Below are 26,709 nucleotides of genomic sequence, written 5' to 3'. Positions count from 1 at the left end.
TGGCCATATCTTTGTGGCATCTTAATGCCCGGCTGCGCAGGCAACCCGATCTTGCCGTTCAAGCCTTCGGACGCCGCGCGGGGGGCGCGCTTTCCCGGTCTTCGCCGCAACCTCGGGCGTCATGCGAGCCCGCCGGGGACGCCTGGAGCGCCGGCGACGCTAGAGGCGCTGCATTCGATAGCCGACGCCCACATGCGTTTGGATGAGCTTCGGCTGCGACGGTTCGCGCTCGATCTTCTTCCGCAGCGTCGCCATGAAGACGCGCAGGCTCGCGATGTCGGAGTCCCACGACGTGCCCCATATCTCATGCGTGAGATAGGTGTGGGTGAGCACCTTTCCCACGTTTTTGCACATGAGCACGAGTAACTTGTACTCGATGGGCGTGAGATGCAGCTCCTCGCCGCCCAGATACGCGCATCTCGCCGCATAGTCCACGCGCAAGGGGCCGTTCTCGAACACGCTCTCGCCCGGGTCGTCACCGAGCGACATGCGAGCGCGCCGCTGCCAGGCGCGCACGCGCGCGAGGAGCTCTTCCACAGAAAACGGCTTCGTGAGATAGTCGTCCGCCCCCGTATCGAGCGCTTCGATCTTGTCCGCCTCCTCGATGCGCGCCGAGATCACGATGATCGGCACGTTCGACCATGAGCGCAGCTTCTTGATGACGGCGATGCCGTCCACATCCGGAAGACCCAGGTCGAGCAGGACGAGATCTGGGCCATGCGACGCAGCCTCGAAAATCGCCGCCTCGCCTGTGGCGGCGGCCTCCACGTGGTAGCCATGCATGGCAAGAGCCGTCGTGATAAGACGGCGCACCGCCGCATCATCCTCAACCACGAGGACGGAGAGCGCCCTCGCGCCGTCCGCAGCCGCCGACGCCGCCAATTTCGATTCCTTATCCATGAATCGCAACCTCCTCTGCTGGAAGCGTGAACGAGAAGACGGCACCATGGGGCACGTTGTCGTGCACCTCGATAGCACCGCCATGCGCCTCGACGATGGAACGGCAGAGCGCGAGCCCCAAGCCGAAGCTCCGCCGCGCATCCGCCGGCCGTTCTGCCCTCGCGCCGGAATAGAAGCGGTCGAACACATGTGGTTTGTCGTCGTCCGCCACGCCCGGCCCGTCGTCTGCGACCGTCACGCGCACGAACGCCCCCTCGCGCCGTGCGTACAGCTGGATGGTCGAACCTGCCGGGGTGTACTTGATGGCGTTGCCCACGAGGTTTATGAGCACCTGGATGATGAGGCTTGCATCGATGCGCACGAGGAGGATCTCTTCCGCGGGCCCGATGACGATGCGGTGCTCGCCCGCTTGGTTCGCAAGATGCGACGCAGCGGCTTCGAAGATGTCGTCGATGAGCTCGGAGCTCAAGGCGAGCTTGACGGTGCCTTCATCGAAATGCGTGATGGTGAGCAGGTTCTCGACCATATCGATGAGCCAAAGCGAGTCGTGGTACACGTCGTCCAGAAGCGCGCGACGCTGCTCGGGTGCAAGACGACCGGAATCATCGCGTAGAATCGCCGCGGCACCCGAGATCGCCGTGAGTGGCGTGCGCAGGTCATGGCCAAGCGAGCGCAACAGGTTCGCTCGGAGCTGCTCGTTGCGCGCGAGCACAGCGGCCTCTTCACGCTTGCGCGCCTCCCGTTCTCGAGCGAGCTCGAGCGCGCACTCACCGATGATCGAACGAGCGACGGAGAGCTCGAACGAGTCGATGTCGCGCTCGGCAGCACGAATGCCCACCACGCCGAACACCTCGTCGTGCGTGCGCACGGGTAAAAACAAGCCATCTCCTATGGGGATGGCGACGATTTCCAAAGCATCGGCGGTCGCGGGCGGCGCGGAAGCGGGAGCGGCACCCGCCGAAGCGGCATCTCTCGCAAGCTTGGAAGACCGGAGCGCGCGCAATGCGTTCACACGAGCGTTCTCGGCAATCGATGCCGGCATCGCCTCATCGACCCCGTCACCCACCAGCGGCGAGCCAAGACCGTCTCCCTCGGCAGGATAGAACGCCACCGGGCCGTTAAGAAGCTTCAAGAGCTGGCCCAAAGCTATTCGCGCGATGCTTTCGGGGCCATCCGCCTGCTGGAGCAGCTGGTTCGTCTCAAGGAGCACGCTCGTGCGATACGCGGTCCGCCGCGCCTCGCGGGCGTTTCGCGCGATATGGTTCGTGAGCTCCGAGGCAACGATGGCAGCGACGAACATGATGGCGAACGTGACAAGGTAGCTCGTGTCGAGCGATTCGAGCGAGAAGCGCGGCACGACGAAGCAGAAATTGTAGAGCGCCACCGAGAGCGCAGACGAAAGCAGCGTGTACAAGCGTCCCGATGTGACCGTAGCGGTGAGCAGCGTCGAGAGGATGAAGAGCGAGATGATGCTCGAATCGGCAAAGCCCAGCTCGTGAAAGCCGAGACCGATCGCAGTCGATAGCGCCAAGAGCGCGCACATGATGCCAAGATGCGCCGCTGCTCGCCCTTCGCGTCGCGGTCGCGCGCTCGCCTCGCCCATTTGCCGCCTCCCTTCTCGTTGCCCCTCAGTATAGCGCGGCAATGCGGGCGAGACGCATTCGTTCTCATTAGGTATTGCGCTGTCTACCTGCATCTTTATGACATTTTAATATCCGGGCGCTCGAGCTTAATGTCGTCTTTACCACTCACGTGCTGTACTGAATTCGACAGCAGAGCATACCTGCGGAGTCACTCTGACACTCGTATGTCGCTGCCGAGGAATCTTGGATTCGCTTGAACTTCGCACGTTTCAGGTGATTCATGCGGTGAAGAACCCGGACTTCCGACCATGAATCCCACGGGTGCCGAACACCTCGAACCCGCCACAGGAAGGAGCCATGTTATGCACGCGATAACCCCGATCGCCCTTACCGAATTGATCCTCGGTGCCGTGTGCGCCGTGTTCTTCGGCTACTGTGTGTACCTGTTTGTGAGCATCGTCCTCCGACCGGCTCACAGCAAGCGTCGCAAGAGCTAGCAAAGAGCGGCCTTCGCGCCGACCTTATGTGCTGCGTAGCCTACGCCTCAGCGTGTGCCCGGGCCCCAGCGTACGACCATCCTAACGCCGATTCTTGTCAGGCGCTCTCACTCTGCAGAACGCGCGTTACGCCACGTCTGCTTGCCTGTATCGCGCTCGCGCCCACGATGAACGCTAGAAGCCATGAAAGCGGTGTGCATGCCGTCATAAACACGTCCGGGTGCCCCTCGACGTAGCTTGTCACGGGGCATCCGATAGAATCGGACATGCCGCCGTAGAGCAGCGCCGCGCAGGTCACGATGATGTAGATGCTCGCAACCTATTGGATCGACGCCATGTTAACCCCGAGCGCGGCTGCATAAACCCTCAACATGCAGACTGCGGCATTTTTCACTTTACGAGAATAGACGGCAACGCGTGAAGTCTAGCTCTCCTTCTTCCGCGCACAAGCCGCCTTGCGCTCGTCGCGTAAGCGAGCGCGGTCGAGCGCCGCCTCGGCAGCCGAAAAGCGGCACCCGCAGTAGTTTTGCCTATACATGCCGAGCTCGCGCGAGCGGCGCGTCGCCTCGGGATACCACGGACGGAAGTCGCGGATGACCGACGTGAGCCCGTGCGCGGAAGCCAGACGCTCAAGCACCTCGTTGCAGGTGTCGAACAGCTGGTAGGGCGAGACGGCGAGCGTCGTGGCGATGTGCGTGAACCCCTCGCGCTCGGCCACGCGGCAAGCTTCGGCAAGACGCAGCGCATAGCACGCCCGGCAGCGACGCCTACGGTCGAGCGCGCCGATGGGCGCCACGCCGCGCTCCCAGCGCGCATAGTCCTCAGCCGCCTCGATGAGCGGGATGCCCTCCAATGCGCACCAACGGCGTAGCTCGCAAAGTCTGCGGTCATGCTCCTCAGCAGGCTGGATGTTCGGATTGGTCCAGCAGATGGTGGGCTCGAAGCCCTCTTCCATGAGCAGGCGCGTGGGCTCGAGCGAGCACGGCGCGCAGCACGCGTGCAGAAGCAGCCTGGTCATGCGTCCACCTTTCCCCCGTCACCTTCACCGCATGCATCCTCGCCGTAGAAGCACACGCCGTAATCGGTGTCCTCGCAGTGCGTGATAGCGGGATCTCCCGTTATTTCGCGCACGTACGCCCAGTCACCCGAGCATCCGCTTAGATGCAGCACCGCGACGAAAGACCCCGCGACGGGATGCCCCAGCACGAAGCCCAAAACAAGACACAAAGCTGTCACCGCGATGCTTGGGGCAAGCGCGATCACCAGATACTGCCGACGCGTGTAGACGATACCTTCGGCGCAAGCGTAGAGCATGCCAAGTTTCCAGTTCGCCCCAAAGGTCACGTGCGCCCCCGCAGGTGCATACGCCTTGAAGAATACGGCGTGCACCAGCTCGTGCACGCCGAGTGAGAGCATCGTTGCCGCGCTAACGCCCACGAGCCAAGCCAAGAATCGCAAAAACCCTCCTTCATCGAACATGGCGGTAAGCTCGGGATCGAAGAGCTGCGGCGCGCACATGGCAACACCGAGCGCCACGGCGAGTGCCACCAACAGACCCGCTACCAGAGCCGCAACCGATAGGCACGTGACCGTTTTTAGAAAGCTCTCGTCTTCGAAGGTATGTATGTCGGCAATCTTTCTCATAGTGCCAGCATACACGTAAACCGCCTCCTTGTGCGATACTATGGGGCTATCGCTGCCGCAATGCTGCGACGCGGCAATTCGTACACCAACGAGCAGGGGGATCTGCATGGCATCCAAGCTCTTTCATGACAACCGCCCCAACTGGCCCAAGCGCGCCGTCGTCACGGCAGGCATGCCGTACGGCAACAAGGATCTTCACTTTGGCCATGTGGGCGGCGTCTTCATTCCAGCGGACTTCTTTGCGCGCTTCTTGCGCGACCGCCTTGGCCGTGAGAACGTGATCTTCGTCTCGGGAACCGACTGCTACGGCTCGCCCATTATGGAAAGCTACCGTAAGCTGCGCGACGAGCAGGGCTACGAGCACAACATCAGCGACTACGTTCAAGAGAACCACGATCGCCAGATGTCCACGCTCGAAGCATACGAGGTTTCGTGCGACCTGTACGCCGGCAGCGCCCTGCCTCCTGCCGTGCATGTGCACGAGGAGGTCACCGACGAGATCCTGCACCGCCTGCAGGAGATGGGCGTGCTCCACAAGCTCACCACCAAGCAGTTCTTCGACCCCGAGGCGGGGCAGTTCCTAAACGGTCGCCAGGTGCTCGGCCGTTGTCCCATCCAGGGCTGCAAGTCTGAAAAGGCCTATGCCGATGAGTGCGACCTTGGGCATCAGTTTGAGCCCGAAGAGCTCATCGCTCCCGTTTCCGCCCTAACCGGAAAGACGCCCGAGCTCCGCCCGGTCGATAACCTCTACTTTGACCTGCCCGCCTTCCTTGACTACCTAAAGGAGTACACCGAAGCGCTCAAGCAGAACGAGACCGTGCGCCCCGTCGTGATACAGACCATGGAAGAGTGGCTCGGCGAGCCTCAACTCTATATCCAGAACAAGTTCCGCGAGGCCTTCGACGCCGTTGAGGACCAGTTGCCGGCGCACACCGTGATCGAGCCCGAGGGCAACAAGAGCTCGTTCACCGTGGTGTTCCCCAGCTGGCGTGAGCGCGACGCCGCGCACGAGGTACTCGGCGCCGGTGGCGTGCGCTTCCGCTCGGGTAAGGCGCTCGTGCCGTTCCGCATCACGGGCAACATCGAATGGGGTGTGCCGGTGGATGACTCCTGCGGCTGCAGCGGCCTCACCTGCTGGGTGTGGCCCGAGAGCCTGTGGGCACCTGTAAGCTTCACGCGCACGGTGCTTGCCCGCGACGCCGAACGCCAGGGTGAAATCGGCTGCGACGAGAAGGACACCGAGCTGCTTGAAGCGCCCTGCGCAGATGCCGCACCGCTCATGGAGAGCGCCTGGGGCCACACCGCGCTCGACTGGCGCGACTGGTGGTGCTCGCCCGATGCGCACGCATACCAGTTCATTGGCCAAGACAACATCTACTTCTATGGCGTGGCGCAGACCGCACTGTGGCAGGCACTCAACTGGAACATGCAGCAAAGCACGCTTGTGGCCAACTATCATGTGCTCTATATGGGCAAGAAGGCAAGCTCTAGCGGCAAGACTCCGCCACCGCCCGCGAGCGAGCTCCTCTCCCACTACGATGCCGAGCAGCTGCGCGCGCACTTCCTCTCGCTTGGCCTGGGCGACAAGCCGGTGAGCTTCAGCCCCAAGGCGTACGACCTCCGCGAGACCGGCAAGAATGCAGACGGCTCTCCGCTTCTGGCTCGCGACGACAAGCGCGTGATCGACCCCGTGCTCAAAGAGGGGACGCTCCTCACTGGCGTATTCAACCGCCTAGCGCGCTCTTGCTTCTACGGCGTGGCAGCAAAAGAAGGCGACAAAAGTGCGGTACGCACGGGATGCATTCCCGCAGGAGAGCCCGGTACCGAAGCGGCGGAAAGCGCCGAGCAGGCCATCCTTGCCTTTGAGGATGCCATGCACCGCTTCGAATTCCACCGCGCGCTGAGCGTGTGCGATGCCTTCCTGCGCGGTGCGAACAAGCGTTGGAGCGACGCGAGCAAGGCCGCTAAGGCCATACAGGAGGAGGACCAGGAGACAGGTGACGAGCTCATGCGCCAGGCGCTTGTAGATGCCTATCACGAGCTGCGCGTGGCCACCGTGCTCATGCACGGCATCGTGCCGCGCGGCTGCGAGCTCATCTGCGAGTACTTCGATATGGATCCCAATGCCTTCTTCTCGTGGGAGCACATCTTCGATACGACGGACGAGCTAATCCAAGCCCTAGGCGAGAAGCCGGGTGAGCATGCGGTGAAGGTGCTGCCGCCGCGCTTCGACTTCTTCTCGTTCTAAGGGTTTGCTCCCGGCGGGGCGGGGCCATATGCTCCCGTACTCAGACAGTCCTCGAAAAAGAGCCCCTTCCAGGGCTCTTTTCCTGCGGAACTGCGCCGGAAGCATATGGCTCCGCCCCTGCGCACACCCTTCGACTCGGGGGCAGGGGGCGTTGGGAGGGAGATGTCGGAAAAGGGCCTCTCTAGTTAAAAGATGCTCGCCCGTACCTCGGGCGGTTTCGGACGGAGCGCATCGCTGCGCTCGCGCGGCGGGAGTATGGGGCCCGCGCTTGCCAGCTCAGGCCTCAAGGTCACATCAAGCGCTCGTCAAGGTTTGGAACGTGCACAAAACCTCCTCGCCAAATGAGGCGCGGTGGTGCATAATCTGTGAGCTCTTATAGTTTCGACCGCATCAAACCGGTGCTCGGCACCGAATCGTCAATAGAAAGATATCGCCTTATGAACAGCCTCGTTATGCGCCGCGCTGTGATGGACGATGCCGCGCGCGTGATGGATATCATCGAAGACGGCAAGCGCTCGATTGCTCGTTTCGGCATCGATCAGTGGCAATGCGGTTATCCCAACATCGATAGCGTCGCGAGCGACATCGAGCTCAATTCCTGCTATGTGGCCGAAGACGACAAGGGCACCGCGCTTGGCACCCTTGCTCTGCTCGAAGGACACGACCTCGAATATGAGTCCGCCGATCTTCCCTGGCTCACCAGCAACGGCAAGGCAGCCGAAGCCCCCACGTACGCTGCGATTCACCGCTGCGCCACCGCTCAAGCTGCACTCAACAGAGGTATCATGGCATTCATGTTTTCCAAGGCAACTGAGCTCGCAAAGCGCGCCGGCAAAACCAGCTTGCGCATCGACACGCATCCGGGCAACGCAGCCATGCGCAGCTTCCTTACCAAGCAGGGATTCCAGGAGATTGGCCACTTCTCTTTGCAGTCCGATGGCCGTATGGAAAGCGATCTGACGCGCATCGCCTACGAGAAACTCATCTAGCAAATCGTCATGCCGCGGGAGCGCGGCATGCGCACAGGAGGCAACCATGCAGAAGCTCTACCTTATGCGCCACGGGCAAACCGTCTACAACACGCAGCATATTCTCCAGGGACGCTGCGACTCTCCCCTCACCAACGAAGGCATCGAGCAGGCAAAGCGCGCTGCCGCCTGGCTGCGCGAGCAGAACGAGACGTTCTGCCTTGCCGCCGCCTCTCCCCTTGGCCGCGCGCAGGCAACGCTCGATATCGTCATCGAGCAGATGCCCACCCTCTCTGCTGTTCCCCGGCTTAGTATGCGCGGCCTTATGGAGCGCGATTACGGTGGATATGAGGCGGGACCCGTTGAGCTCCTGCCTGTGAGCCCATGGGACCCAGGCGATGTCGCCGTCATGTCTGGCGGTGAGTCGCAGGCAGGCGCACGCTTCCGCATCGCGCATGCTCTCGATGACCTCATGCAAAGTTGCGAAGGCAACGCCCTCGCCATAAGCCATGGCTCCATCAGCAAACTCTTCAAAACCATCTGGGCAGGTCGGGCGCGCTGCGAGCAGGATGTCGCACTCGGCAACTGCTGCATCCTCGTATTCGAGTACGACCGCGAAGCACACAGTTTCTCAAACATCAAAATCGAAAATCCCGCTTAGCAGCGCTTGTCCACGTTCGACTTCTCAACTTTGCATACGCTGCGCGCGTAAATCGCAAGTAAAGATGAAATGCGCAACCTGACTACCAGGCATTGCTCTTCGATTATCCGCTTGCCTACTCGATGCACTCGCGATAAACGTTGCTAAAGTTGATAAGTTGATTTCCCTGGAGCCGAATCACGGTGACAAACCCGCTCGCCAAGCAGCAAACAGCCCTCTAGCTTCCGTCAGCGCCGTCTGCCGCGGCTGTTGCGCCAGATCTCACGCCCGAGCATAAGGGCGAGCAGGAGCGCAGACAGGTATCCCAAGAACCCGATGATGGGTATGCCGAAGATCACCGGCTCGATCTTGGCGTAATACACCACTGAGGACCCGATGAACAAGCCGGCAATCACGATAGCCATGGACATGCGGTCAACGATACCGCCCACGCGCCGCAAGACCTCCTCGGACCCTAGGACCTCTGCGTTGATCTTGAGTTGACCGCGCGTGAGCATGCGCGATGCGAGCCCCAGGTACTCCATGGCCTCCAAGCTGCCCTTCAGGGCACGACCCGTACCCAGGGCAAGCTCCTCAGCCGCCTCGCGAGCGCGCTGGTAGACGCTCTTCTCGTGAGCGATATGCAGCTGGATGATCTCGATCATGTTGACATCGGGCATGTACTCGGTGAGCAGGCCCTCGAGCGTCACCATTCCGCGCGCGAACATCGTGACCACACTGGGAAGCTCGATATCGTTCTTACGCGCCAGATTGATGAGCGAGGTGAGGAAACGCCCGATATCGAGGTCTTTCAGGTCGCGACCGCCAAAATCCTCCACGATATAGTCGAGATCGGTAAGGAAGGCGGTGTGGTCGATCTGCGAGGTCTCCCCACGCGAGATCGCGAAGCGCATGAAAGCATCCTTGAGCTTTGGCACGTCACCTTCTGCCACCGCGAAGATGATGTCCTTCACTACACCGCGGTCATGCGCGGACATGCGTCCGACCATACCGAGGTCGATGAAGTAGATCACGCCGTCTGCGAGGATGATGTTGCCCGCATGCGGGTCCGCATGGAAGAAGCCGTCGTCGAGCACCTGCGTCGCATAGTCGTCGACGATGCGCTCCCCCACCTGCTCGAGATCGTAGCCTGCCGCCTTGAGCATGTCGGGCGCGGCGATGGAGATGCCCTCGATGTAGTCCATCACCACCACGTGCTCGGTACAGAGGTCCATGTACGACCGTGGACATGAAATGGCTGGAGAACCCTTGTGGAAAGCATAGAACTCATCGAGGTTGCGTGCCTCGGCCAGGAAGTTTGTTTCCTCGCGGAACGATTGCCACAGCTCCTCGACCACATCACGCAAATCGATGAACTGCTCGGTCTTGATGAAGCGAGAGATATGCCGCGCAAGAGAGCGCATGATGTCGATATCCTGGGCCATGACCTGCTGCGCGCCAGGACGCTGCACCTTCACTGCGACATCCTCGCCAGTGACAAGACGCGCGCGATGCACCTGTGCGAGAGAGGCGCTGCCGAGCGGCTTGGGATCGATAGCGTCGAAGACCTCACCGAGCTTCTTGCCGTACTCGGCTTCCAGGCACTCAAGCACAACCTTGTAGGGGACCGGGTCGACCTCGGTGCGCAGGCGACGAAGCTCATCGCAGAAGCGCTGCGGCAGAATCTCAGAGCGATTGGCGAGAATCTGGCCCATCTTGACGAACATGGGACCGAGCTCCTCGAGCATGCGCCGGAGGCGAACGGGGGTGAGCGTACGCCACACCTCATACTTACGCGCAATCTCGAAAATCTGCGCAATGCGCCGACGGCGCCCGGTCATGGTGAGCTGATACTTCTCCGTATCAGCCATGACCTCGGGCTCTTCTGGGAAGGCGTCGGCAGCGCGCTCGCGGCGCCAGGTGCTCGGCTCAGGCTCGGGCACTGGCTCCTCACCGTATATGGGCTCCTCGGGAATCAGCGGTTCCGCAGGGGGCCGCTCCTTCGATTTGGCATCCATGGATAACCGGGCAGCTAGGCGCCCTGCTCCTCGCTTGCAGGGGCATCGGACTCACCAGCTGCGTCCTCCACGGATGCCGGACCATCCTCCACAGACTCCACCGGCACGGTCACCGCAGCCTCAGGCACTGAGGCCACCAGCTCGTTCACATGCGTCACAAACGCAGTGCGCTCAGTCGCAGAAAGCGGTCGCACACGCGCAACGATCAGCTCGTCGAGAATGCGCTCGGCAACGGAAGCGCCGCGCTCCCCCAAGCGGTCGGTGGCATCCTCGAACATCCCGCCGGCTTGCTTGAACACATCGGCCATGGAACGACCGAACTCGCTCTGCGCAGCCTCGTCTCGTGCCTGCGCCCCGCGCGCGGATAGATCGTCAAAAAGCTCCTTGCCCTTGTCGGCCGCCATGGCAGCAGCGCCCAAGCTCACGTCGACCATTCCGGTTACGAGCTCCTCGAAGGTCTTGTCCATGATTCCTCCCTTGGTTGGATCTATTGCCCCTGTTGTACCCCAAGCTGCCAGCGCCTAACGTGGCCCACTCTAAGCCCTGGCACCCTTGGTTGACAGAAGGCGCGGCGCACAGGCCCAGCGGCGAGAAAACGGGACGCAGCGCGTGGATTACCGTTCGTTATCCGACATCGAGAAGGCGTTGCGCATCGCGCAGCTCGTGGTGTAGAGCACCTTGCCCAAGAGTTCCTCGGTCGCACGCTTGAGCTCGCTAGCAAGGTCGTCGTTCGCGCGCTCGAGCAACGCCGGCACCTCATCGACCGCGATCTTTGCAGCCGCAGCATCGGTGCGGTGCAACATGGCATGGCCCAGCGCGGCCATCTCCTGGCGATAGCCCTCGATAGCCGCGGAGTTCTCGTGGAAGCGCGCATCGGCGAGTGCCGCGATGAGGCGATTCGCCCAGTAGAAGCTCTCGCTCGTCACGCGGGAAGTCGTATTGCCGAGGTACTCCGGCAAAGCATCCACGCTCGTATAGAAGGGTACCAGCGCGTTGAAGGGATTCGAGCCGAACGCCATCCACTGTACGGCACGCCAAGCCTCCGGTGCGTACGGGCGCAGCTGCAGCACGGCGAGCTGGCCGTTGCGGTTGATACCTATGGTGCGATAGCGCGAGCGGCTTTGCTGCGTGCCCAGGGTTCCATAGGGATCGAACGGCGTGCCTTGATAGTGCGACGAAAGCACATCCTTCACATCCTCGATGGTGAGCTTACGCTCGGGAACACGGGCCCAAGGGATGTCATCCGACTCGGGCGTGTAGCGCGCAGCGGGCCCGTCCCATTCATCGTGCGGATTCAGGCAGCGCTGCATATACCAAGCACGCGGCGTGTTGTACACGTGATCCGAGTCGCTATGGCTGCCAAATGCCTCACGTGGGTTGAAGACACCCGGCGCAGCACCGTCGCAGCTCAGCGAGAGATCGAGGTGGTGCTCGCGCATCCACGCGCTCAAATCGGTGCTCGCCATATGATCGACCTGAGCGCCCTCGGCATCCGCAAGGTCGAACCGATCGATTCCAAGCTGGTTGGGCATCGTCACGTACGCGTTATCGGGGACGCGCTTCGCTATCCAATGGTGGCCGCCGATCGTCTCGAGCCACCAGATTTCGTCGACATCGGAGAACGCGATACCGTTCATCTCGTAGGTGCCGTACCGCTCCAGCAGGGCGCCCAAGCGCCGCACGCCATCGCGCGCGCTGGTGATATAGGGCAGCACAAGGGTCACCATGTCCTCTTCGCCGATGCCACCTGGCTGCTCGGGCACATAACCTGGCTCTCCCTCGACGCCCCGAGCAGGACGGTACTCGACCAACGGGTCCGCGCCCAGCACGCGCGGGTTGGAGGTGATGGTCTCGGTCGCGCTCATCGCCACGTTGAGCGCGTTCACGCCGGCCTCCGCCCAAGGGCCGTGCCCGGGCACCGCATCGGGTACCGCGGTATAGCGCAGGGGATTGTCGGGAAGCTCGATGGTGAGCTTGGAGGTGGTAGCGGTATAGACCCTGGGCTGCTCCTCAGGCGCGACCACGCACAACCGCTTGGGCTGGAACATGCCGTTGGGCGAGTCCTCGTTACGAGCAACGATGGCCGACCCATCGTAACTCGCCCCTTTGCCTATCAGGATGGTGGTGCAAGGCATATGGATCTCCTCTTCTAGAAACGTAGGCTCATCTATTCAAATCCGTCCCACCCAGCATGGCCGCCCGATCCCCCATCCACCGAACTCAGCGGACAGGAGGCTCCACGCCCAGGTGATCGAATGCCGCCAGGGTCGCCATGCGGCCCTGCGGGGTGCGAACCATAAGACCTCGCTGCAGCAGATAGGGTTCGTAGACATCCTCGAGCGTCGATGGATCCTCGCCCACAGCGCTCGCGAGGGTGGTGAGACCAACCGCACGGCCGCGGAACGTCTTGGCAAGCGTCTCCAGGATACGAATATCCATCCAATCGAGGCCCAGCTCGTCAATCTCGAAGAACTCAAGCGCCTCGCGGGCGATCGGCAGGACAACCTGCCCGCTCCCCCGCACCTGCGCGTAATCGCGCACGCGCTTGAGCAGGCGATTCGCCAGACGCGGCGTACCGCGGGAACGCGACGCGATCTCAAGTGCGGAATCATGATCAACCGCGACGCCCAAGATGGCAGCGGAGCGCAGCACGATCTGCGCAAGGTCATCGATGCCGTAGTAGTCGAGCCTGAACGAAATGCCGAAGCGGTCGCGCAAGGGCCCGGTGAGCATGCCTGAGCGCGTGGTAGCGCCCACGAGCGTGAATCGAGGGATCTCGAGACGGATCGACCGGGCGGCAGGTCCTTTTCCGATCACGATATCAAGCGCGAAATCCTCCATAGCAGGATAGAGAATCTCCTCCACAGACCGGTTGAGGCGATGAATCTCGTCGATGAAAAGCACGTCACCGGGCTGCAGGTTGGTGAGGATGGCCGCAAGATCACCCGTGCGCTCGATGGCGGGGCCGGAAGTGGTCTTGATCTGGGCGCCCAGCTCGTTGGCAACCACCGTGGCAAGCGTGGTCTTGCCCAGGCCCGGAGGGCCCGAGAAGATCACATGATCAAGCGTCTCCCCGCGGCTCTGGGCAGCCTCGATAAGAATGCGCAGGCTCTGCTTGATGTGCTCCTGACCGCAGTAGTCATCGAGCTTCTGCGGGCGCAGCGAGCGCTCGACATCCAGATCCTCTCCCGTGAGGTTACCCGTCACGAACCGATCGCCATGTTGGCCGGCAGGTGCCGAAGCAGCACCCAAGGGGCTGCGCGAGGCATCACCCGCCCATAGGTCCTGCGAGGTATCTTCCCACATCATGCATCCATCCCGAGTCGCTTGAGCGCGGCGGCGAGGAGATCCTCGACCCGCATACCACGACCATCATACCCCTCGAGCGCAAGGTCGGCCTCCTGCGGGCTGAAGCCCATGGAGAGCAGCGCGGCATGGGCATCATCAAGGTCAGATGCGCTTGCAAGCCCGAGAACCGCCTGCCCGGGAAGCGGCATGGGCGCACCGGCCAGTTCGGTATCCTTGGCGAGCGACCCTTTGAGCTCTAGGATGAGGCGCTGCGCCTTCTTCTTGCCGACACCGGGCACCGCCGCCATAGCGGTCTCATCCTCGGCCATGACGATAGAGTAGAGCTGCGATGCCGAGTACTTGGAGAGCACCGCGAGCGCGAGACGCGGCCCCACCGTTGCCACGGCGACGAGCCGATCGAAGACCGTCCGCTCATCACGGGTGGCGAACCCATAGACCGCCACGGCATCCTGGCCGACGCGCATGCGCGTGAACAGGCGCACCTCCTCGCCCAAAGCGGGCAACGCCGCCGCAGTGAGGCCCGAGATACCCACCTCGAATCCGATGCCCGCGACGTCGATCACCGCGGTGGAGAGCGTCGCCTCTACAAGCGTTCCGCGCAGCTGAGCGATCATGAGTACGGGTTTCCCTTCTCCTTGATGTATGCGCCTCCGGTAAGCGCCCTGGTTCGAACGAGGTTCGCATGGCAGATGGCACAAGCGAGCGCGTCTGCCGCGTGGTCGGGTTTGGGGTCGTGGTCGAGCATGAGAAGATTGCGCACCATATAGGTAACCTGCCGCTTGTCCGCCGCACCGGTACCGACGACCGCCTGTTTGATCTGCATGGGCGTGTACTCGCCCACTTCCACCCCTGCAAGGCTGCACGCCACGAGCGCCGCCCCGCGCGCGTGTGCCGTGGGGATGGCCGAGCGCACGTTGACGCCGAAGTAGACCCCCTCGATCGCCGCGGCATCGGGCTGGTAGCGTTCGATGGCTTTAGCCAGATCGTCCACGATGCGCCTCAAGCGCTGCGCCAAATCATCATCGGCCGCGGTATGGATGCACCCGTAGGCGCGGCAGCGGCACGAACCAAGCCGTTCCTCGACGACACCCCAGCCGGTATTCGCCAAACCCGGATCGATACCCAGGATGACCATGCGGCCCCTTCCTCTAGATGCTGCTACCCGATATCGGGAGCCTCTCGCATCTTAGTTTCGAACATTTGTTCTATGTTACCACAGCAGAAGCGACCCCGTCCAGTATGTCGAGCAGGGAACACTCAGTTGATCGAGAAAAACGGGAAGCCGCGCATACCGGATGCATGCGGGGGGATCTGGCCCGTCTGATCATCCGAGGCGTCATAGCCTCCATCCTCGGCCATTTGCCCGAACACCTCTTGCATGTGGCTCTCGAAGCGCGCAATGCCCTCGCCCAACCGGCGCTGGCCCTCCTCCGTGCCCAGCTCTTCAAGCTGCTCTGGGCTGATGCCCAAAAGCCCGCTGATAAGACTCATCAACTCGCTGCGCATGCGAGCGTTCATCTCGGCGCCGCGGGACTCGGCCCGCTCGATCTCCGCCTGCGCAACGGCAGCAAGCGTGAGTTGCTCGGCGCCCTTGCGTCCAAGATCGGACCATGCGAGTCCGCGGGGCCATGCCCGGACCTCGAACGAGCACGCTGAGACCGCGAACGCCATAGGCAGGGCGCGGCGCGCCGGCTCGCCCCGCCTCACGAGCATGAGCAGCAAGGCGCAGGCCTCAGGTTCGGAAGTCGCGAGCGGAATCTCATCGAGCGAAAGCCCGCGATCGACATGCGCCTCGAGGACGCCATCGATCTGGCTCGGCTCGAGTCCCGCCAAAAGCTCCGCCATCTTGCCGGCATAGGATGGTTCAGTGCGCTCGGACCATACCGCATGCGCGACTATCTCGCTCATCGACATCGCAACCGCCTTGAGCGACACCAGCTCACGGGGAACCACCTCACCCGCCCGGTTTCGCGAGCGCGCGAGAAACTCAAGCGCAGTGAGGTACACGTCCCCAAAGGGCGCGACCTCGCCGGAAAGAGCTCCCTCGATCATGGTGGGGGCGAGCGCGACGTGCGTCTTGGTGATGGCGCTCACGGGAACCGCGCCCTCCTCACGTGCAAGATCAGCGAGGAACAACCGGTCGAAGGCAGAAGAATTCCCAAGCTGCGCGGCAGCGTCTCGGTCGAGCACGAGCGTAGCATCGGGCTCGATGCGCTCCACGAGGCGAATGCCCAGATGGGAAGCTAGGTCACGCACACGCTGGGCACGGACCGCCTCCGCTGCTTCCTGCGATGGGGTAACGATGCGCTGGCGCGCGATGAACAAGCCGATGACGTTGCGGGGCCCCAACGCATCGACGGCGAGCGCCGCCGCAAGCGAGCTAGGAAGATCCCCGGCGAGCACCAGCGCGATGCGCGAGCTCCCCAGGGCATCGACCGCATCCGCAAGCCCGAGCCTGAGCGCCTCCCACAACCACTCATTGCGTTCGTAATGGGGCAGCTCGTGACCCTCCAGGCACGGCACGGTCACGCCGCGACTGATCTCCTGTACGAGCAGCGCCTCCTCAAAGCAGGGTGCCGCAGCAACCACGCGGCCGCTATCGTCCATAACGAACGAACCGCCGGTGAACACGGCATCATCGAATCCGCCCACGGGCGCCATGCACGCAAACCATAGGCCGCGTCGCGCCACCTGCTCGCGATAATGGCCATCCGCCACCGCCGCAACAGCAGCCGTCGCTTCATCTGCAAGATTGAACGGCACCATTTGGAAGTAGACGAGCACATCAACACCTTGGGGGAGCTCCTCAAGGTCGCGTTGGGCATCGAAGGTAACCGCCAAACGGACCCCGTCCACATCGAAGACCACCGGACGCCAGAGCTCCTCAGACGCCTGCCCGCGACGCAGGGCAGCCAACGTACGAACAGGAACTACCCTCCCCTTCTTGAGCATGAAGAGCTCGAGGATGGGCGCGTCCTCGTGCGAGACTACCGCAGGAACCAACGCGGTAATGCCTAAACGCCCGCAATGCCCAGCAAGCTTGGACAGCGCAGCGAGCAGGTCGTGGACGTACCCTGCCGACTCAGCGAGCATCCCGGGCGCCGTCCCGCCAAAAAGCGGAGCGGGAACGCATAGCAGCCGTGCATCCTGCTCGCGAGCAAGCAGAGCCTGGCTCTCGATACGCGAGCAGATGCCCTCGATATCGCCGAGACGCATATCGATCTGCGCGAGCGCGATCTTCATGAAATGCCTTCCCTCCCCGATTGCAGAGGCAGCGAACTATCTACCAGTGTACGTGCCGCACAGCGCTTTGTGTGCGAAAAAGGGGCCGTCAATCGACGGCCCCGAACTCGATGCTATGCGCGACCGATGGATTAGAAGTCCGCCTTCCACAGACCATGCAGGTTGCACCAGGCGTACACCGTCCCGTTCTTGGGGCCCGCGGGAAAAAACACGCGCGGAGTCTGGCCCGGCTTCAGGCGATGAATCTCCAAGCGATCATCCGCTTCGAGGGCGATCCACTCTATGTAATGTTTCTCCTCCATGGGGTGTTCGACCTCACCAACCGTGACGCACAGAACGTGCCCATCGCGCTGAGCCTCGATTACCGGAACGTGCTTCTCGGTCGCGGCGTCGGTGGTGTTCGCCTCAAGTGCCTCATAACCCTCGGGCGCGGAAACGGCATCGAGTGCCGCCAGGATCTTGCCATCGGCATTCTTGAAAAACGTTGCCATGTCATACCTCCAACGAATATGCTGCGGCGCTTTTGAGTCCCTGCCATTATGCCCGGCGGGCATGGCAGCTAGTCATAGCCACCGAGTCCACATACCTCCACGCGGAGCATGCGGGAGCTAAAGCGGTACTTGATACGGTGCCGTTACGATGCACGGAAGCAACCGTTCACCGAAAAGCTCTCCATTCGGTGACCATCCTCTACCGTTCGCCGAATGAAGCTTATAGACCAAGCTCCGAGGTTTTTGGAGCAACACAGGGGAAACGAAAGTGCGCCCACGACCCGGCCACCGATTAACCCGGCATCATTCCCGCCATTTGTTTGCAGTGCCTATACAATATCTACACATGCGCGCACGCCGCACGTGAGAGCTGGCTTGGCGGCGTGCTAGAAAGGACGGTCATATGGGATTTTTCTCTTGGCTGAGCGAGCGGTTCTCGCATCCCGCCTCTCAGTGCGAGGCGACGAAAACCGCAGCGACGCCTGAGCGCGCCGAGGTCGCACCTGGATGCCCGATGAACGAATGGGATGAGGTGCCTCCCTATCTGGAGGCTGATCCGCGCGAGCACCTAGAAGCCTGCATTATTGCCTCGGCGATCGCAGCGGGGGCCAACGCAGAAAGCAAGCTCGTGGTAAAGCGGGTGCTCGCGGCGAACCCCGAGCATCGGCGTGTTGCCGCCATAGCAACGGCACTTGCCGCGGGAGCTCTGGAAAAGAGCTCTTTTACCGTGAAGCACATCTATAAACAGAAGGTTACGGAGGAGAACCATGCTGCGTAAGTTCAAGATCTCGATCGACGGGACCCAGTACCTCGTGGAGATGGAGGAGGTCGGCGCCCCCGCGGGCCCCGCGCCCGTCGCGGCCGCCCGGACCCCCGGCGCCCGAGCCCGAGCCCGCGCCCGCCCCGGCGGCCCCGAGCGCGCCGGCCGGCGCCCACGTCCAGGCGGCCGCCATGCCCGGCAAGATCGTCGACATCCACGTCGCCGTCGGCGACAGGGTCGAGGTGAACCAGCCCGTCATGGTGCTCGAGGCCATGAAGATGGAGAACGAGGTCGTGGCCGAGGTGGCCGGCACCGTCGCCTCCGTCGCCGTCGCCAAGGGCGACATGGTGAACCCCGGCGACGAGCTGTTCTCCATCGCCTAGCACGCAGGCGCGCGGCGGAGCTGACAGGCCGCCCCGACGCGTAGCCATTCCGCAAGACGCACCATGCGGCGCGGGGGCCTGTCGCCCCGCCGCACCTCGATAGAGGAGAGACTTTTGGAGATCCTAACCACGGCAGCCGACGTGCTCACCGCCGGGGTTGTGGCGCTTGCGGCCGAGCCCGGCCGCATCGTCATGATGCTCATCGGCTGCATCCTCATGTACCTCGGCATCAAGAAGGAGTACGAGCCCACGCTGCTCGTGCCCATGGGCCTCGGCACCATCCTCGTGAACATCCCGTTCTCGGGCGTGATCGGCGAGACCGGCCCGTTCCAGATCCTGTTCGACATGGGCATCGAGACGGAGCTCTTCCCGCTGCTGCTGTTCATCGGCATCGGCGCCATGATCGACTTCGGCCCCCTGCTCTCGAGCCCGTTCCTGCTGATCTTCGGCGCCGCGGCGCAGTTCGGCATCTTCTTCGTCATCATCGTGGCGACGCTCCTCGGCTTCGACGTCGCCGACGCCGCCTCGACGGGCATCATCGCGGCGGCGGACGGCCCCACCTCGATCTTCGTGGCGAACAGCCTCGGCTCCAGGTACATGGGCGCCATCATGGTCGCCGCGTACTCCTACATGGCGCTCGTGCCCATCATCCAGCCGTTCGCCATCAAGCTCTGCACGAGCAAGAAGGAGCGCCGGATCCGCATGGCCTACAACCCGCGCGCGGTCTCGAAAACCTCGAAGGTCCTCTTCCCGATCATCATCTGCGCCATCGCCGGCCTCATCGCGCCGGCGTCGCTCCCGCTCGTGGGCTTCCTCATGTTCGGCAACCTGCTGCGCGAGTGCGGCGTGCTCGACTCGCTCTCCAAGTCGGCGCAGAACGAGCTCGTGAACCTCATCTCGATCCTCTTGGGCCTCTGCGTGTCCGTGAAGATGGAGTATCACGACTTCCTGCAGGTCGACACCCTCGTCGTCATGGGGCTCGGCCTCGTGGGCTTCGTGATGGACACCGTGGGCGGCGTCATGTTCGCGAAGCTCCTCAACCTCTTCCGCAGGGAGAAGATCAACCCCATGGTGGGCGCGGCCGGTATCTCGGCCTTCCCCATGAGCTCGCGCGTGGTCCAGAGGCTCGCCACCGAGGCCGACCCGCAGAACTTCGTCCTCATGCAGGCCAGCGCCGCCAACGTCGCCGGGCAGATCGCGTCGGTCGTGGCCGGCGGCCTCGTGCTCGGACTTCTTATGTAGGGAGGCTCGCATATGACTGAGAACCTCATGACCGCCTTCGAGCTCCTCGGCGTGGGCTGGGGCGGCATCTTCGTCGTCATGATCGTCATCTACCTCGTCTCGCTCGCGCTGTCGAAGATCTTCAGCCCGGGCAAAGACGAATAGAGCGAAGCGCGAAAGGAGAACCCTATGGGACGCACCATCCGCTTCATGGAAACCATCCTGCGCGACGGCCAGCAGAGCCAGATCGCCACGCGCATGCCCATCGAGGACATGCTGCCCGTGCTCGAGGACCTCGACAGCTGCGGCCTCTACGCCCTCGAGGTGTGGGGCGGCGCGACCTTCGACTCGTGCCTGCGCTACCTCGGCGAGGACCCGTGGGAGCGCCTGCGCACCATCCGCGCCCACGTGAAGAACGCGAAGCTCCAGATGCTGCTGCGCGGCCAGAACCTGCTCGGCTACCGCAACTACGCGGACGACGTCGTGGAGGAGTTCGTCAGGAGGTCCGTCGAGAACGGCATCGACGTGCTGCGCATCTTCGACGCCCTGAACGACACGCGCAACCTCCAGACCTCGATCCGCGCGGCCAAGGAGGCCGGCGGCGAGGTCCAGGCCGCCATCTGCTACACCACGAGCGACGTGCACACCGTCCCCTACTTCGTGGGCCTCGCCCGCGAGATGGCGGCCGCAGGCGCCGACAGCATCTGCATCAAGGACATGGCGGGCGTGCTCACCCCCGAGGTCGCCTACGAGCTCGTGGGCGAGATCAAGAACGCGATCAGCCTGCCCGTGCAGGTCCACACGCACGGCACTGCGGGCATCGGCCAGATGACCTACCTTAAGGCCGTAGAGGCCGGCGCCGACATCATCGACACCTGCCTCTCCCCGCTCGCCGAGGGCACGAGCCAGCCCTGCACCGAGTCGATGGCCATCGCGCTCGACGGCCTCGGCTACGACACGGGGCTCGACGTAGATAAGCTCGACCGAATCGCCAAGCACTTCGCCGGTGTGCGGGACCGCTTCCTTAAAGACGGCGGCCTGAATCCCAAGGTGCTGGAAGTCGAGCCCAAGGCGCTGCTGTACAAGGTGCCAGGCGGCATGCTCTCCAACCTCATCAGCAACCTGGCCGACTTGGGCGCGAGCGACCGCTACAACGAGGTCCTCGCCGAGGTTCCGCGCGTCCGCGCCGACCTTGGCTACCCGCCGCTCGTGACGCCGCTCTCGCAGATGGTGGGCTCGCAGGCCCTCATGAACGTCCTTTCCGGCGAGCGCTACAAGGTCGTTCCCAAAGAGATCAAGGACTACGTACATGGGAAGTACGGCCGTCCACCCGTAGCAATCTCCCAGGAGATTCGCGAGAAGATCATCGGTGACGACGAGGTCATCACCTGCCGTCCGGCCGATCTGCTGGAGCCCGAGCTCCCTAAGGCACGCGAGGAGATCTGTGCCTATGCCAAGACCGAGGAAGACGTGCTCGACTACGCCCTCTTCCCCGACCAGGCGCGCGACTTCCTCGGCCGGCGCGAGGACCCGTTCTACGACGTCCCCGTGCAGGAGGTCGAGGTCTCCATCGACGTGGCGTAGCGCCGCGTCCCGGCGGCGCCGGGCGGGCAGCGGAGCTGCCGGCGCCGGCACTCCCTGCGATCGGGCCGGCGCCGCTAATGTTGGCGGCGCCGGCGCTGGCAGCCGTGCCAGGGTTGCCGGGCCAGCGATGCCGCAGCCGCCGATACCGCTTCCGATAAGCTTTGACGAAACCTCTGTGCGCTTGCGGCACGCTTTTCGCCCTATGTTGATGCGAAAGTGCGCCGATAGTGCACAGAGGTTTCGTCTATTTCGAACATACGGTAGCAGCTGGGAAACAACGCCGCCCGTTATACGACCGGACGGATGGACACGAGCGCTGCATCGTAGGCTTGAATGGCACCATCTGCAAGCTTGACTTGGGCGCGGCCCCAGGTATCAACACCAACCAGCACGCCGTCAAGGGAAATGCTGCCATCGGGCGTGCTCACGCGCACGTGCTCGTCGCGGTAAGCCAGAAGCTCGTTATATTCGGCATTAATTCCGGTGAGCGGCTCCGCATCCACGCCTGCAGCATCCATCGCGCTAGTCCATGCATCGACCGCTTCGAGCGCAGCATCGCGAACCACCACAGCCAGGTCGTCCAGCGCGGAGTCGACGCTACCTGCTGGCAAGCAATCCTCGACACCAGCCCCCGGAAGCGAGGAAGGGTCGCTCGGCTCGAAAGGAACCGCCCTGATGTTGAGCCCCAGCCCGCACACTGCAAGCGCTTCGCCCATGGAGTGCTTGAGCTCAACAAGGATGCCGCCAAGCTTGCCACGAGTGCAAATGATGTCGTTTGGCCATTTGAGCTTGATGCCTGCGCATCCGATGCCAACGAGCGCATGAACCACACCCAAAGCAAATGCCACCGGTAAACCGGGGAGCACGCGATCGGGCACCGAAGGCTTAATGAGGATGGAGAGGTAAAGCCCGCCCTCAGGCGATGCCCAATTATGGGTGCGCCTGCCACGTCCGGCGGTCTGCACACGGGCCCTGAGTGCCGCTCCGTGTGGCGCGCCGGCCAATGCGCGGCTCATGAGCTCGGCATTGGTGGAACCGACCTCGTCGAGAACCTCGACCGGACCGTATGTAAGCTCGGAGCGCTCGCTCATCACCCTTCCTCTCGACAATCCCTGACGTGCGCAGCGCGCCTCACCGCTGCGTCGCCGCAGCTCGTGTTGCACCCGATACCTCGCCGCTACACCACGGCCACGCGGCCCTGGTCGCCGACGATCGCCTTGGTCTCGGCGATGAGCGGGATCGAGCGGGCGTTCACGCGCGCGGGGATCTCGGCGCGCATGGTCTGGCCGTCGCTCTGCTCCACAAAGATCTCCACGCGGTCGCCGCCGGGGTTGCTCGCTAAGATCGCCGCGAGGCGCGCCATGCTCCCCTGCGAGAAACGCGAACTGGGAATCATGACCTCGAACACCTTGGGCCGATTAGTCTCCTCGTTGAGCTCGAGCGGCAGCACCTCCTGCGCGATGATCTGATCGCCGCGGTCGCTGCGCTCCAGCTTGCCATGGACACGGATGAACGAATCCGCGAGCACCGCGCCGGTCTCGGGATCGGTCTCGCCATAAAGGAAGCTCTCGCATTCCTTGTAGACCTTGGGGAACATGACCACGGTGGCCTCGCCCTCCATGTCCTCTAAGCGCACGATCGCCATAGGATCACCCTTTTTGGTCACGCGCTTGGAAACCTCGGCCACCATTCCTGCGAACCAGAACGCTTTGCCCTCGGGAATGGGCTTGTTCACCGTCGTGTCGCTGCCAGGAACCGTCTGCTCTACTCCCGTGTCGATCTGGCTCAAGGTGAACTCGCGCGCTTTGCCGAGCGCGTACTCAAAGGGACGAAGCGGGTGGTCTGAGACGTAGATGCCAAGCACGTCGCGTTCAGCGGAGAGCTTCATATGGCGGTCCCATTCTTGACCATCCGGCTCTGGCACGCTCACCTCGAAGCCCGACCCCTCGATGTCACCGAACAGGTCGAAGAACGAGGTCTGGCCGCCCACGCGGTCCTTCTGGCGCTTAGTCGCCGCATCGATGATGTTCTCGGGGTTGGCCTTATCGACGAAGCTCATGAGCTGACGGCGCGGATAACCCGTCGAGTCGAAAGCACCCGCCTTGATGAGCGCCTCGATGACACGTCGGTTGGCCTGGCTCGAGTCGACACGGTCGACGAAGTCGTGCAGGTTCTTGAAGGCGCCACCACGGCTGCGTTCTGCGATGATGGCGTCAGCCACTCCCTCGCCCACTCCGCGAATGCCGGCGAGTCCGAAGCGCACGCCCTCCGCGGTAGCCGTGAACTCCCTGCCCGACTCGTTCACATCAGGCGGCAGTACCGGAATGCCATCGTGGCGGCAAGCCGAAACGTAGTGCGTGATCTTCTCGGTCTTGCCCGTGTAGCTGGTGAGCACGGCAGCCATGTACTCGTGCGGATAGTGCGCCTTGAGCCAAGCGGTCTGCATGACGAGGATGGCGTAGCCGGCGGAGTGCGACTTGTTGAACGCGTAGGATGCGAACTCGAGCACGTCGTCCCAGATGCGCTGCGCCGTCTCGCGCGTGTAGTCGTTGCGCTCGGCGCCGTTCATCCAGTGGTCGTAGATGGTCTCCTCATGCCCGTCTTCCCAGTTGAAGATCTGTTCGGTGAGCATCTTGATCTTCTTCTTGGCAACGGGCTTGCGGATGCGAGAGTCGGACTCACCCTTGGAGAAGCCACACATCTCAACCGAGATGTTCATGACCTGCTCCTGGTAGACCATGGTGCCATAGGTCTCGCCCAGGATGTCGTCCAGGCGCGGGTCATAGGAGACGGCGGGCTCCTTGCCGTTCATGCGGTTGATGTAGCTCGTGACCATGCCGGCACCCAAGGGGCCGGGGCGGTAGAGGGCGATCAATGCGACGACGTGCTTGTATTCCGTGGGCTTCATGTTCTTGATGGTCGCCGTCATGCCGGCGGACTCGATCTGGAACACGCCGGCGGTGTGACCGCCCTGCATGAGCTTGAAGATCTCGGGGTCATCGAAGGGAATCGCATCAACATCGATATCGATACCATAGTTCGCCTTGATGTTCGCCTTGGCCTTCGAGATGACCGTTAGCGTGCGCAAGCCCAGAAAGTCCATCTTAAGCAGACCCATGTCCGCGACTGTATGTCCTTCGTACTGGGTGATCTCCACGCCGCCCTTGGTGTCGAGCTTTGTGGGAACGTGCTCGTTGACCGGGTCACGGCAGATGAGCACGGCGCACGCGTGCACCCCCTCGCCACGGGTGAGGCCCTCGATGGAGAGCGCCGCGTCAATGATGCGGCGTGCGTCCTCATCCTTGGCGTAAGCCTCGGCAAAGTCGGGATTGTAGAGATCCTCCTTGCCCTCGACGCGCGTAAGCACCTGCTTGAGCTTGACCGACGGATCGCTTGAAATCATCTTAGAGAGCTGCTGACCCTTGAAAACGGGGTAGTCGAGCACGCGCGCGGCATCGTTGATGGCCTGCTTGGCCTTGATGGTCGAGTAGGTGATGACGTGCGTGACCTTCTCGGGACCGTAGAGCTGGCGGACGTGCTCGATTACCTCGAGCCGCCGCTCATCGTCGAAGTCCATATCGATATCGGGCATCTCGGTACGTTCCGGCGAGAGGAAACGTTCGAACATGAGGCCGTTCTCGAGCGGATCGAAGGTGGTGATGTCCATGGCATAGGCAACGATGGCGCCAGCAGCCGAACCACGACCGGGCCCTACGCCGATGCCGTTCTGCTTTGCCCAGCGCACATACTCAGCTACGATGAGGAAGTAGGCTGCGAAGCCCTTGTCGCAGATGACCTTGTACTCGAACTCGAAGCGCTCCTTGATGGAGATGCCGTTGATGGTCTTTGTCTCCCAATCCGCGCCGTAGCGCTTCGCAAGGCCCTCTTCGCACTCACGACGGAACTGGCTCTCATGCGTCTCGCCTTCGTCCAGCAACGGGTAGCGCGGGAGGATGATCTTGCCCCACTCGAGCTCGACATCGCACTTCGCGGCGAGCTCAACGGTATTGTCGCAAGCTTCCTGGCAGTACGGGAACAGCGCGCGCATCTCCTCCTCGGTCTTCATGTAGAACTCCGAACCCTGCATGCGCATGCGGTTGGGATCGTCGACCTTGGAGTTCATGCCGATGCACATCATGATGTCCTGCACCGGTGCGTCCTCGCGTGTGAGATAGTGGAAGTCATTGGTAGCGATGACCTTGACGCCGATCTGCCGCGCAATCTCGATGAGCTGGCGATCAAGCTGCTCGTCGGTGAGACCGGAGTCCGTGGTGATGCCATGGTCTTGGATTTCGATATAGAAGTTGCCCGGTTCGAAGGTGTCACGGAAGGTCTCCGCCCAGTGGAGCGCGTTATCCATCTCGCCGCGGTCGATGCACTTGGGGATGATGCCCGCAATGCACGCCGAGGTAGCGATGAGTCCCTCACGGTGGCGACGCAGGTTGTCCAAGGTCACGCGGGGCTTATAGTAAAAGCCTCCGACCGCCGCCTCGGAAACCGTTTGCATGAGGTTCACGTAGCCAGCTTCGTTGCGGGCGATGAGAATCATATGGTAGAGCTCGGGCTTGCGGTCGCGGGCAAGCGTCTCGTCCGGCGTAAAGTAGACCTCGCACCCAAAGATGGGCTTGATCACGTAGGGCTTGACGTCGTCAAGCGAGCCCGAGCGCTCCCACTCCTCGAGGTCGCGCAGATGCTGCGCGGCGCCACGCGGGTCCTTCTCTGGATCCGGCGCCTTGAGCTCGGAGGCGCGCCCCGCTTCCAAGAGTTTCTTGTCGTTGTTCCACACGCGGCGCTCAGGTGACTTCTTGTTGTACGCATCGCACGCTAGGCCAAGCTCGGGAATACCGTACATATATCCATGATCGGTGAGCGCCACGGCGGGCATGCCCAGTTCGACCGCCCGATCGACCATGTCTCCGACGCGAGTCGCGCCGTCGAGCATGGAATACTCTGAGTGGTTATGCAGGTGAACGAAAGCCACAGGTACTCTCTCCTCGAAACGTGCTGGTACAGCTGACATGCAAGATCTGGAAGCGAGAGCAGGCTACGATTCTGGGATGGCCCTCCGTTCCGGTACCCGATTCTACCGCAGCGGGCGGACCGCTTGGAGGGTGCCGCCGCGGCTCGCGGAAGCACCATAGCGTGTTCGATATCAACCGCTGGCCCTTGGGAGCCATGCTCATAGTATTACGGTAGACGCGAAAGGAACCGGAGGCAGAT

23 protein-coding genes are annotated in these 26,709 nt (G+C 62.6%); 9 read left to right on the top strand and 14 right to left on the bottom strand.

From position 1 onward, the window contains the following. Positions 1-159: 159 nt before the first annotated feature. Entirely contained in the window at positions 160-900 is a 741-nt protein-coding gene (locus tag C1717_RS03370) for a response regulator (RefSeq protein WP_102371847.1), read from the bottom strand. Next, positions 893-2,503 (bottom strand): ATP-binding protein, encoded by a 1,611-nt coding sequence (locus C1717_RS03365; protein WP_180965826.1) that lies wholly within the window; start codon positions 2,501-2,503, stop codon positions 893-895. The genes C1717_RS03370 and C1717_RS03365 overlap by 8 nt, the downstream gene beginning before the upstream one ends. Positions 2,504-2,845: 342 nt before the next feature. Here C1717_RS03365 and C1717_RS10890 point away from each other — a divergent pair, with 342 nt between their 5' ends. After that, the gene (locus C1717_RS10890) at positions 2,846-2,980 is read left to right on the top strand and encodes a hypothetical protein (RefSeq protein ID WP_273189799.1); all 135 of its coding nucleotides are present in this window, start codon (positions 2,846-2,848) and stop codon (positions 2,978-2,980) included. A gap of 424 nt (positions 2,981-3,404) precedes the next feature. Here C1717_RS10890 and C1717_RS03355 read toward each other — a convergent pair whose 3' ends face one another. Further along, positions 3,405-3,998, bottom strand: a complete 594-nt coding sequence (locus C1717_RS03355) for an epoxyqueuosine reductase QueH (protein ID WP_102371844.1) — start codon at positions 3,996-3,998, stop codon at positions 3,405-3,407. Beyond that, complete coding sequence (locus C1717_RS03350; RefSeq protein ID WP_219722267.1) at positions 3,995-4,624, bottom strand: DUF3267 domain-containing protein; 630 nt, start codon at positions 4,622-4,624, stop codon at positions 3,995-3,997. Before C1717_RS03350 ends, C1717_RS03355 begins: the two co-directional genes overlap by 4 nt. A 106-nt stretch (positions 4,625-4,730) precedes the next feature. On the opposite strand from C1717_RS03350, the gene C1717_RS03345 reads away from it, so the two are divergent. The 3 genes from C1717_RS03345 to C1717_RS03335 all read left to right on the top strand — a co-directional run bounded on the left by C1717_RS03345 (position 4,731) and on the right by C1717_RS03335 (position 8,501). After that, entirely contained in the window at positions 4,731-6,872 is a 2,142-nt protein-coding gene (locus tag C1717_RS03345; RefSeq protein WP_102371842.1) for a class I tRNA ligase family protein, read from the top strand. A 437-nt stretch (positions 6,873-7,309) separates the two neighbouring features. Next, entirely contained in the window at positions 7,310-7,861 is a 552-nt protein-coding gene (locus tag C1717_RS03340; protein ID WP_102371841.1) for a GNAT family N-acetyltransferase, read from the top strand. Positions 7,862-7,907: 46 nt separating this feature from the next. Beyond that, a complete protein-coding gene (locus tag C1717_RS03335) occupies positions 7,908-8,501 on the top strand; it encodes a histidine phosphatase family protein (RefSeq protein WP_102371840.1) in 594 nt (197 codons plus the stop codon). 227 nt (positions 8,502-8,728) lie between these two features. Here the strand turns inward: C1717_RS03335 and C1717_RS03330 are convergent, their stop codons facing one another. From C1717_RS03330 to C1717_RS03295, 8 genes are all read right to left on the bottom strand, one after another. Then, positions 8,729-10,498, bottom strand: coding sequence for an ABC1 kinase family protein (locus C1717_RS03330; protein WP_102371839.1), 1,770 nt, complete (start codon positions 10,496-10,498; stop codon positions 8,729-8,731). A 14-nt stretch (positions 10,499-10,512) separates the two neighbouring features. After that, the gene (locus C1717_RS03325; RefSeq protein WP_102371838.1) at positions 10,513-10,965 is read right to left on the bottom strand and encodes a hypothetical protein; all 453 of its coding nucleotides are present in this window, start codon (positions 10,963-10,965) and stop codon (positions 10,513-10,515) included. A gap of 147 nt (positions 10,966-11,112) precedes the next feature. Next, positions 11,113-12,633 (bottom strand): C69 family dipeptidase, encoded by a 1,521-nt coding sequence (locus C1717_RS03320; protein WP_102371837.1) that lies wholly within the window; start codon positions 12,631-12,633, stop codon positions 11,113-11,115. 85 nt (positions 12,634-12,718) lie between these two features. Further along, positions 12,719-13,804, bottom strand: coding sequence for a Holliday junction branch migration DNA helicase RuvB (gene ruvB / locus C1717_RS03315; protein WP_102371836.1), 1,086 nt, complete (start codon positions 13,802-13,804; stop codon positions 12,719-12,721). Next, positions 13,804-14,421 carry a Holliday junction branch migration protein RuvA gene (gene ruvA / locus C1717_RS03310; RefSeq protein ID WP_102371835.1) on the bottom strand — a complete coding sequence of 206 codons (618 nt, stop codon included), beginning with the start codon at positions 14,419-14,421 and terminating at the stop codon, positions 13,804-13,806. Before ruvA ends, ruvB begins: the two co-directional genes overlap by 1 nt. Beyond that, a complete protein-coding gene (gene ruvC, locus C1717_RS03305; protein ID WP_102371834.1) occupies positions 14,418-14,942 on the bottom strand; it encodes a crossover junction endodeoxyribonuclease RuvC in 525 nt (174 codons plus the stop codon). The genes ruvA and ruvC overlap by 4 nt, the downstream gene beginning before the upstream one ends. A gap of 122 nt (positions 14,943-15,064) precedes the next feature. Further along, complete coding sequence (locus C1717_RS03300; RefSeq protein WP_102371833.1) at positions 15,065-17,050, bottom strand: NAD(+) synthetase; 1,986 nt, start codon at positions 17,048-17,050, stop codon at positions 15,065-15,067. Between the two features lie 131 nt (positions 17,051-17,181). Beyond that, positions 17,182-17,541, bottom strand: a complete 360-nt coding sequence (locus tag C1717_RS03295; protein ID WP_102371832.1) for a desulfoferrodoxin family protein — start codon at positions 17,539-17,541, stop codon at positions 17,182-17,184. 403 nt (positions 17,542-17,944) lie between these two features. On the opposite strand from C1717_RS03295, the gene C1717_RS03290 reads away from it, so the two are divergent. The 5 genes from C1717_RS03290 (at position 17,945) to C1717_RS03275 (ending at position 21,489) form a co-directional block, all read left to right on the top strand. Then, a complete protein-coding gene (locus tag C1717_RS03290; RefSeq protein ID WP_102371831.1) occupies positions 17,945-18,319 on the top strand; it encodes a hypothetical protein in 375 nt (124 codons plus the stop codon). Positions 18,320-18,492: 173 nt separating this feature from the next. Beyond that, complete coding sequence (locus C1717_RS10670; protein WP_219722266.1) at positions 18,493-18,684, top strand: biotin/lipoyl-containing protein; 192 nt, start codon at positions 18,493-18,495, stop codon at positions 18,682-18,684. Positions 18,685-18,798: 114 nt separating this feature from the next. Beyond that, entirely contained in the window at positions 18,799-19,926 is a 1,128-nt protein-coding gene (locus tag C1717_RS03280) for a sodium ion-translocating decarboxylase subunit beta (RefSeq protein WP_245859406.1), read from the top strand. 12 nt (positions 19,927-19,938) lie between these two features. Next, positions 19,939-20,070: an OadG-related small transporter subunit gene (locus C1717_RS10885; protein WP_281255270.1), complete on the top strand. Its 132-nt coding sequence runs from the start codon at positions 19,939-19,941 to the stop codon at positions 20,068-20,070. A gap of 24 nt (positions 20,071-20,094) precedes the next feature. Further along, on the top strand, positions 20,095-21,489 hold the full coding sequence (locus tag C1717_RS03275; RefSeq protein ID WP_102371830.1) for an oxaloacetate decarboxylase subunit alpha: 1,395 nt from the start codon (positions 20,095-20,097) through the stop codon (positions 21,487-21,489). Positions 21,490-21,776: 287 nt separating this feature from the next. On the opposite strand, the gene C1717_RS03270 is transcribed toward C1717_RS03275, so the two are convergent. After that, positions 21,777-22,580 carry a biotin--[acetyl-CoA-carboxylase] ligase gene (locus tag C1717_RS03270; protein ID WP_102371829.1) on the bottom strand — a complete coding sequence of 268 codons (804 nt, stop codon included), beginning with the start codon at positions 22,578-22,580 and terminating at the stop codon, positions 21,777-21,779. An 86-nt stretch (positions 22,581-22,666) separates the two neighbouring features. Beyond that, a complete protein-coding gene (dnaE, locus tag C1717_RS03265; RefSeq protein WP_102371828.1) occupies positions 22,667-26,470 on the bottom strand; it encodes a DNA polymerase III subunit alpha in 3,804 nt (1,267 codons plus the stop codon). Positions 26,471-26,709 lie beyond the last annotated feature (239 nt).

The organism is Enorma phocaeensis (genome assembly GCF_900186505.1).
GTDB classification, from domain to species: Bacteria; Actinomycetota; Coriobacteriia; order Coriobacteriales; family Coriobacteriaceae; genus Enorma; species Enorma phocaeensis.
The sequence above is the reverse complement of the archived record's forward strand: the minus strand, read 5'-3'. Positions and strand labels throughout refer to the sequence as shown.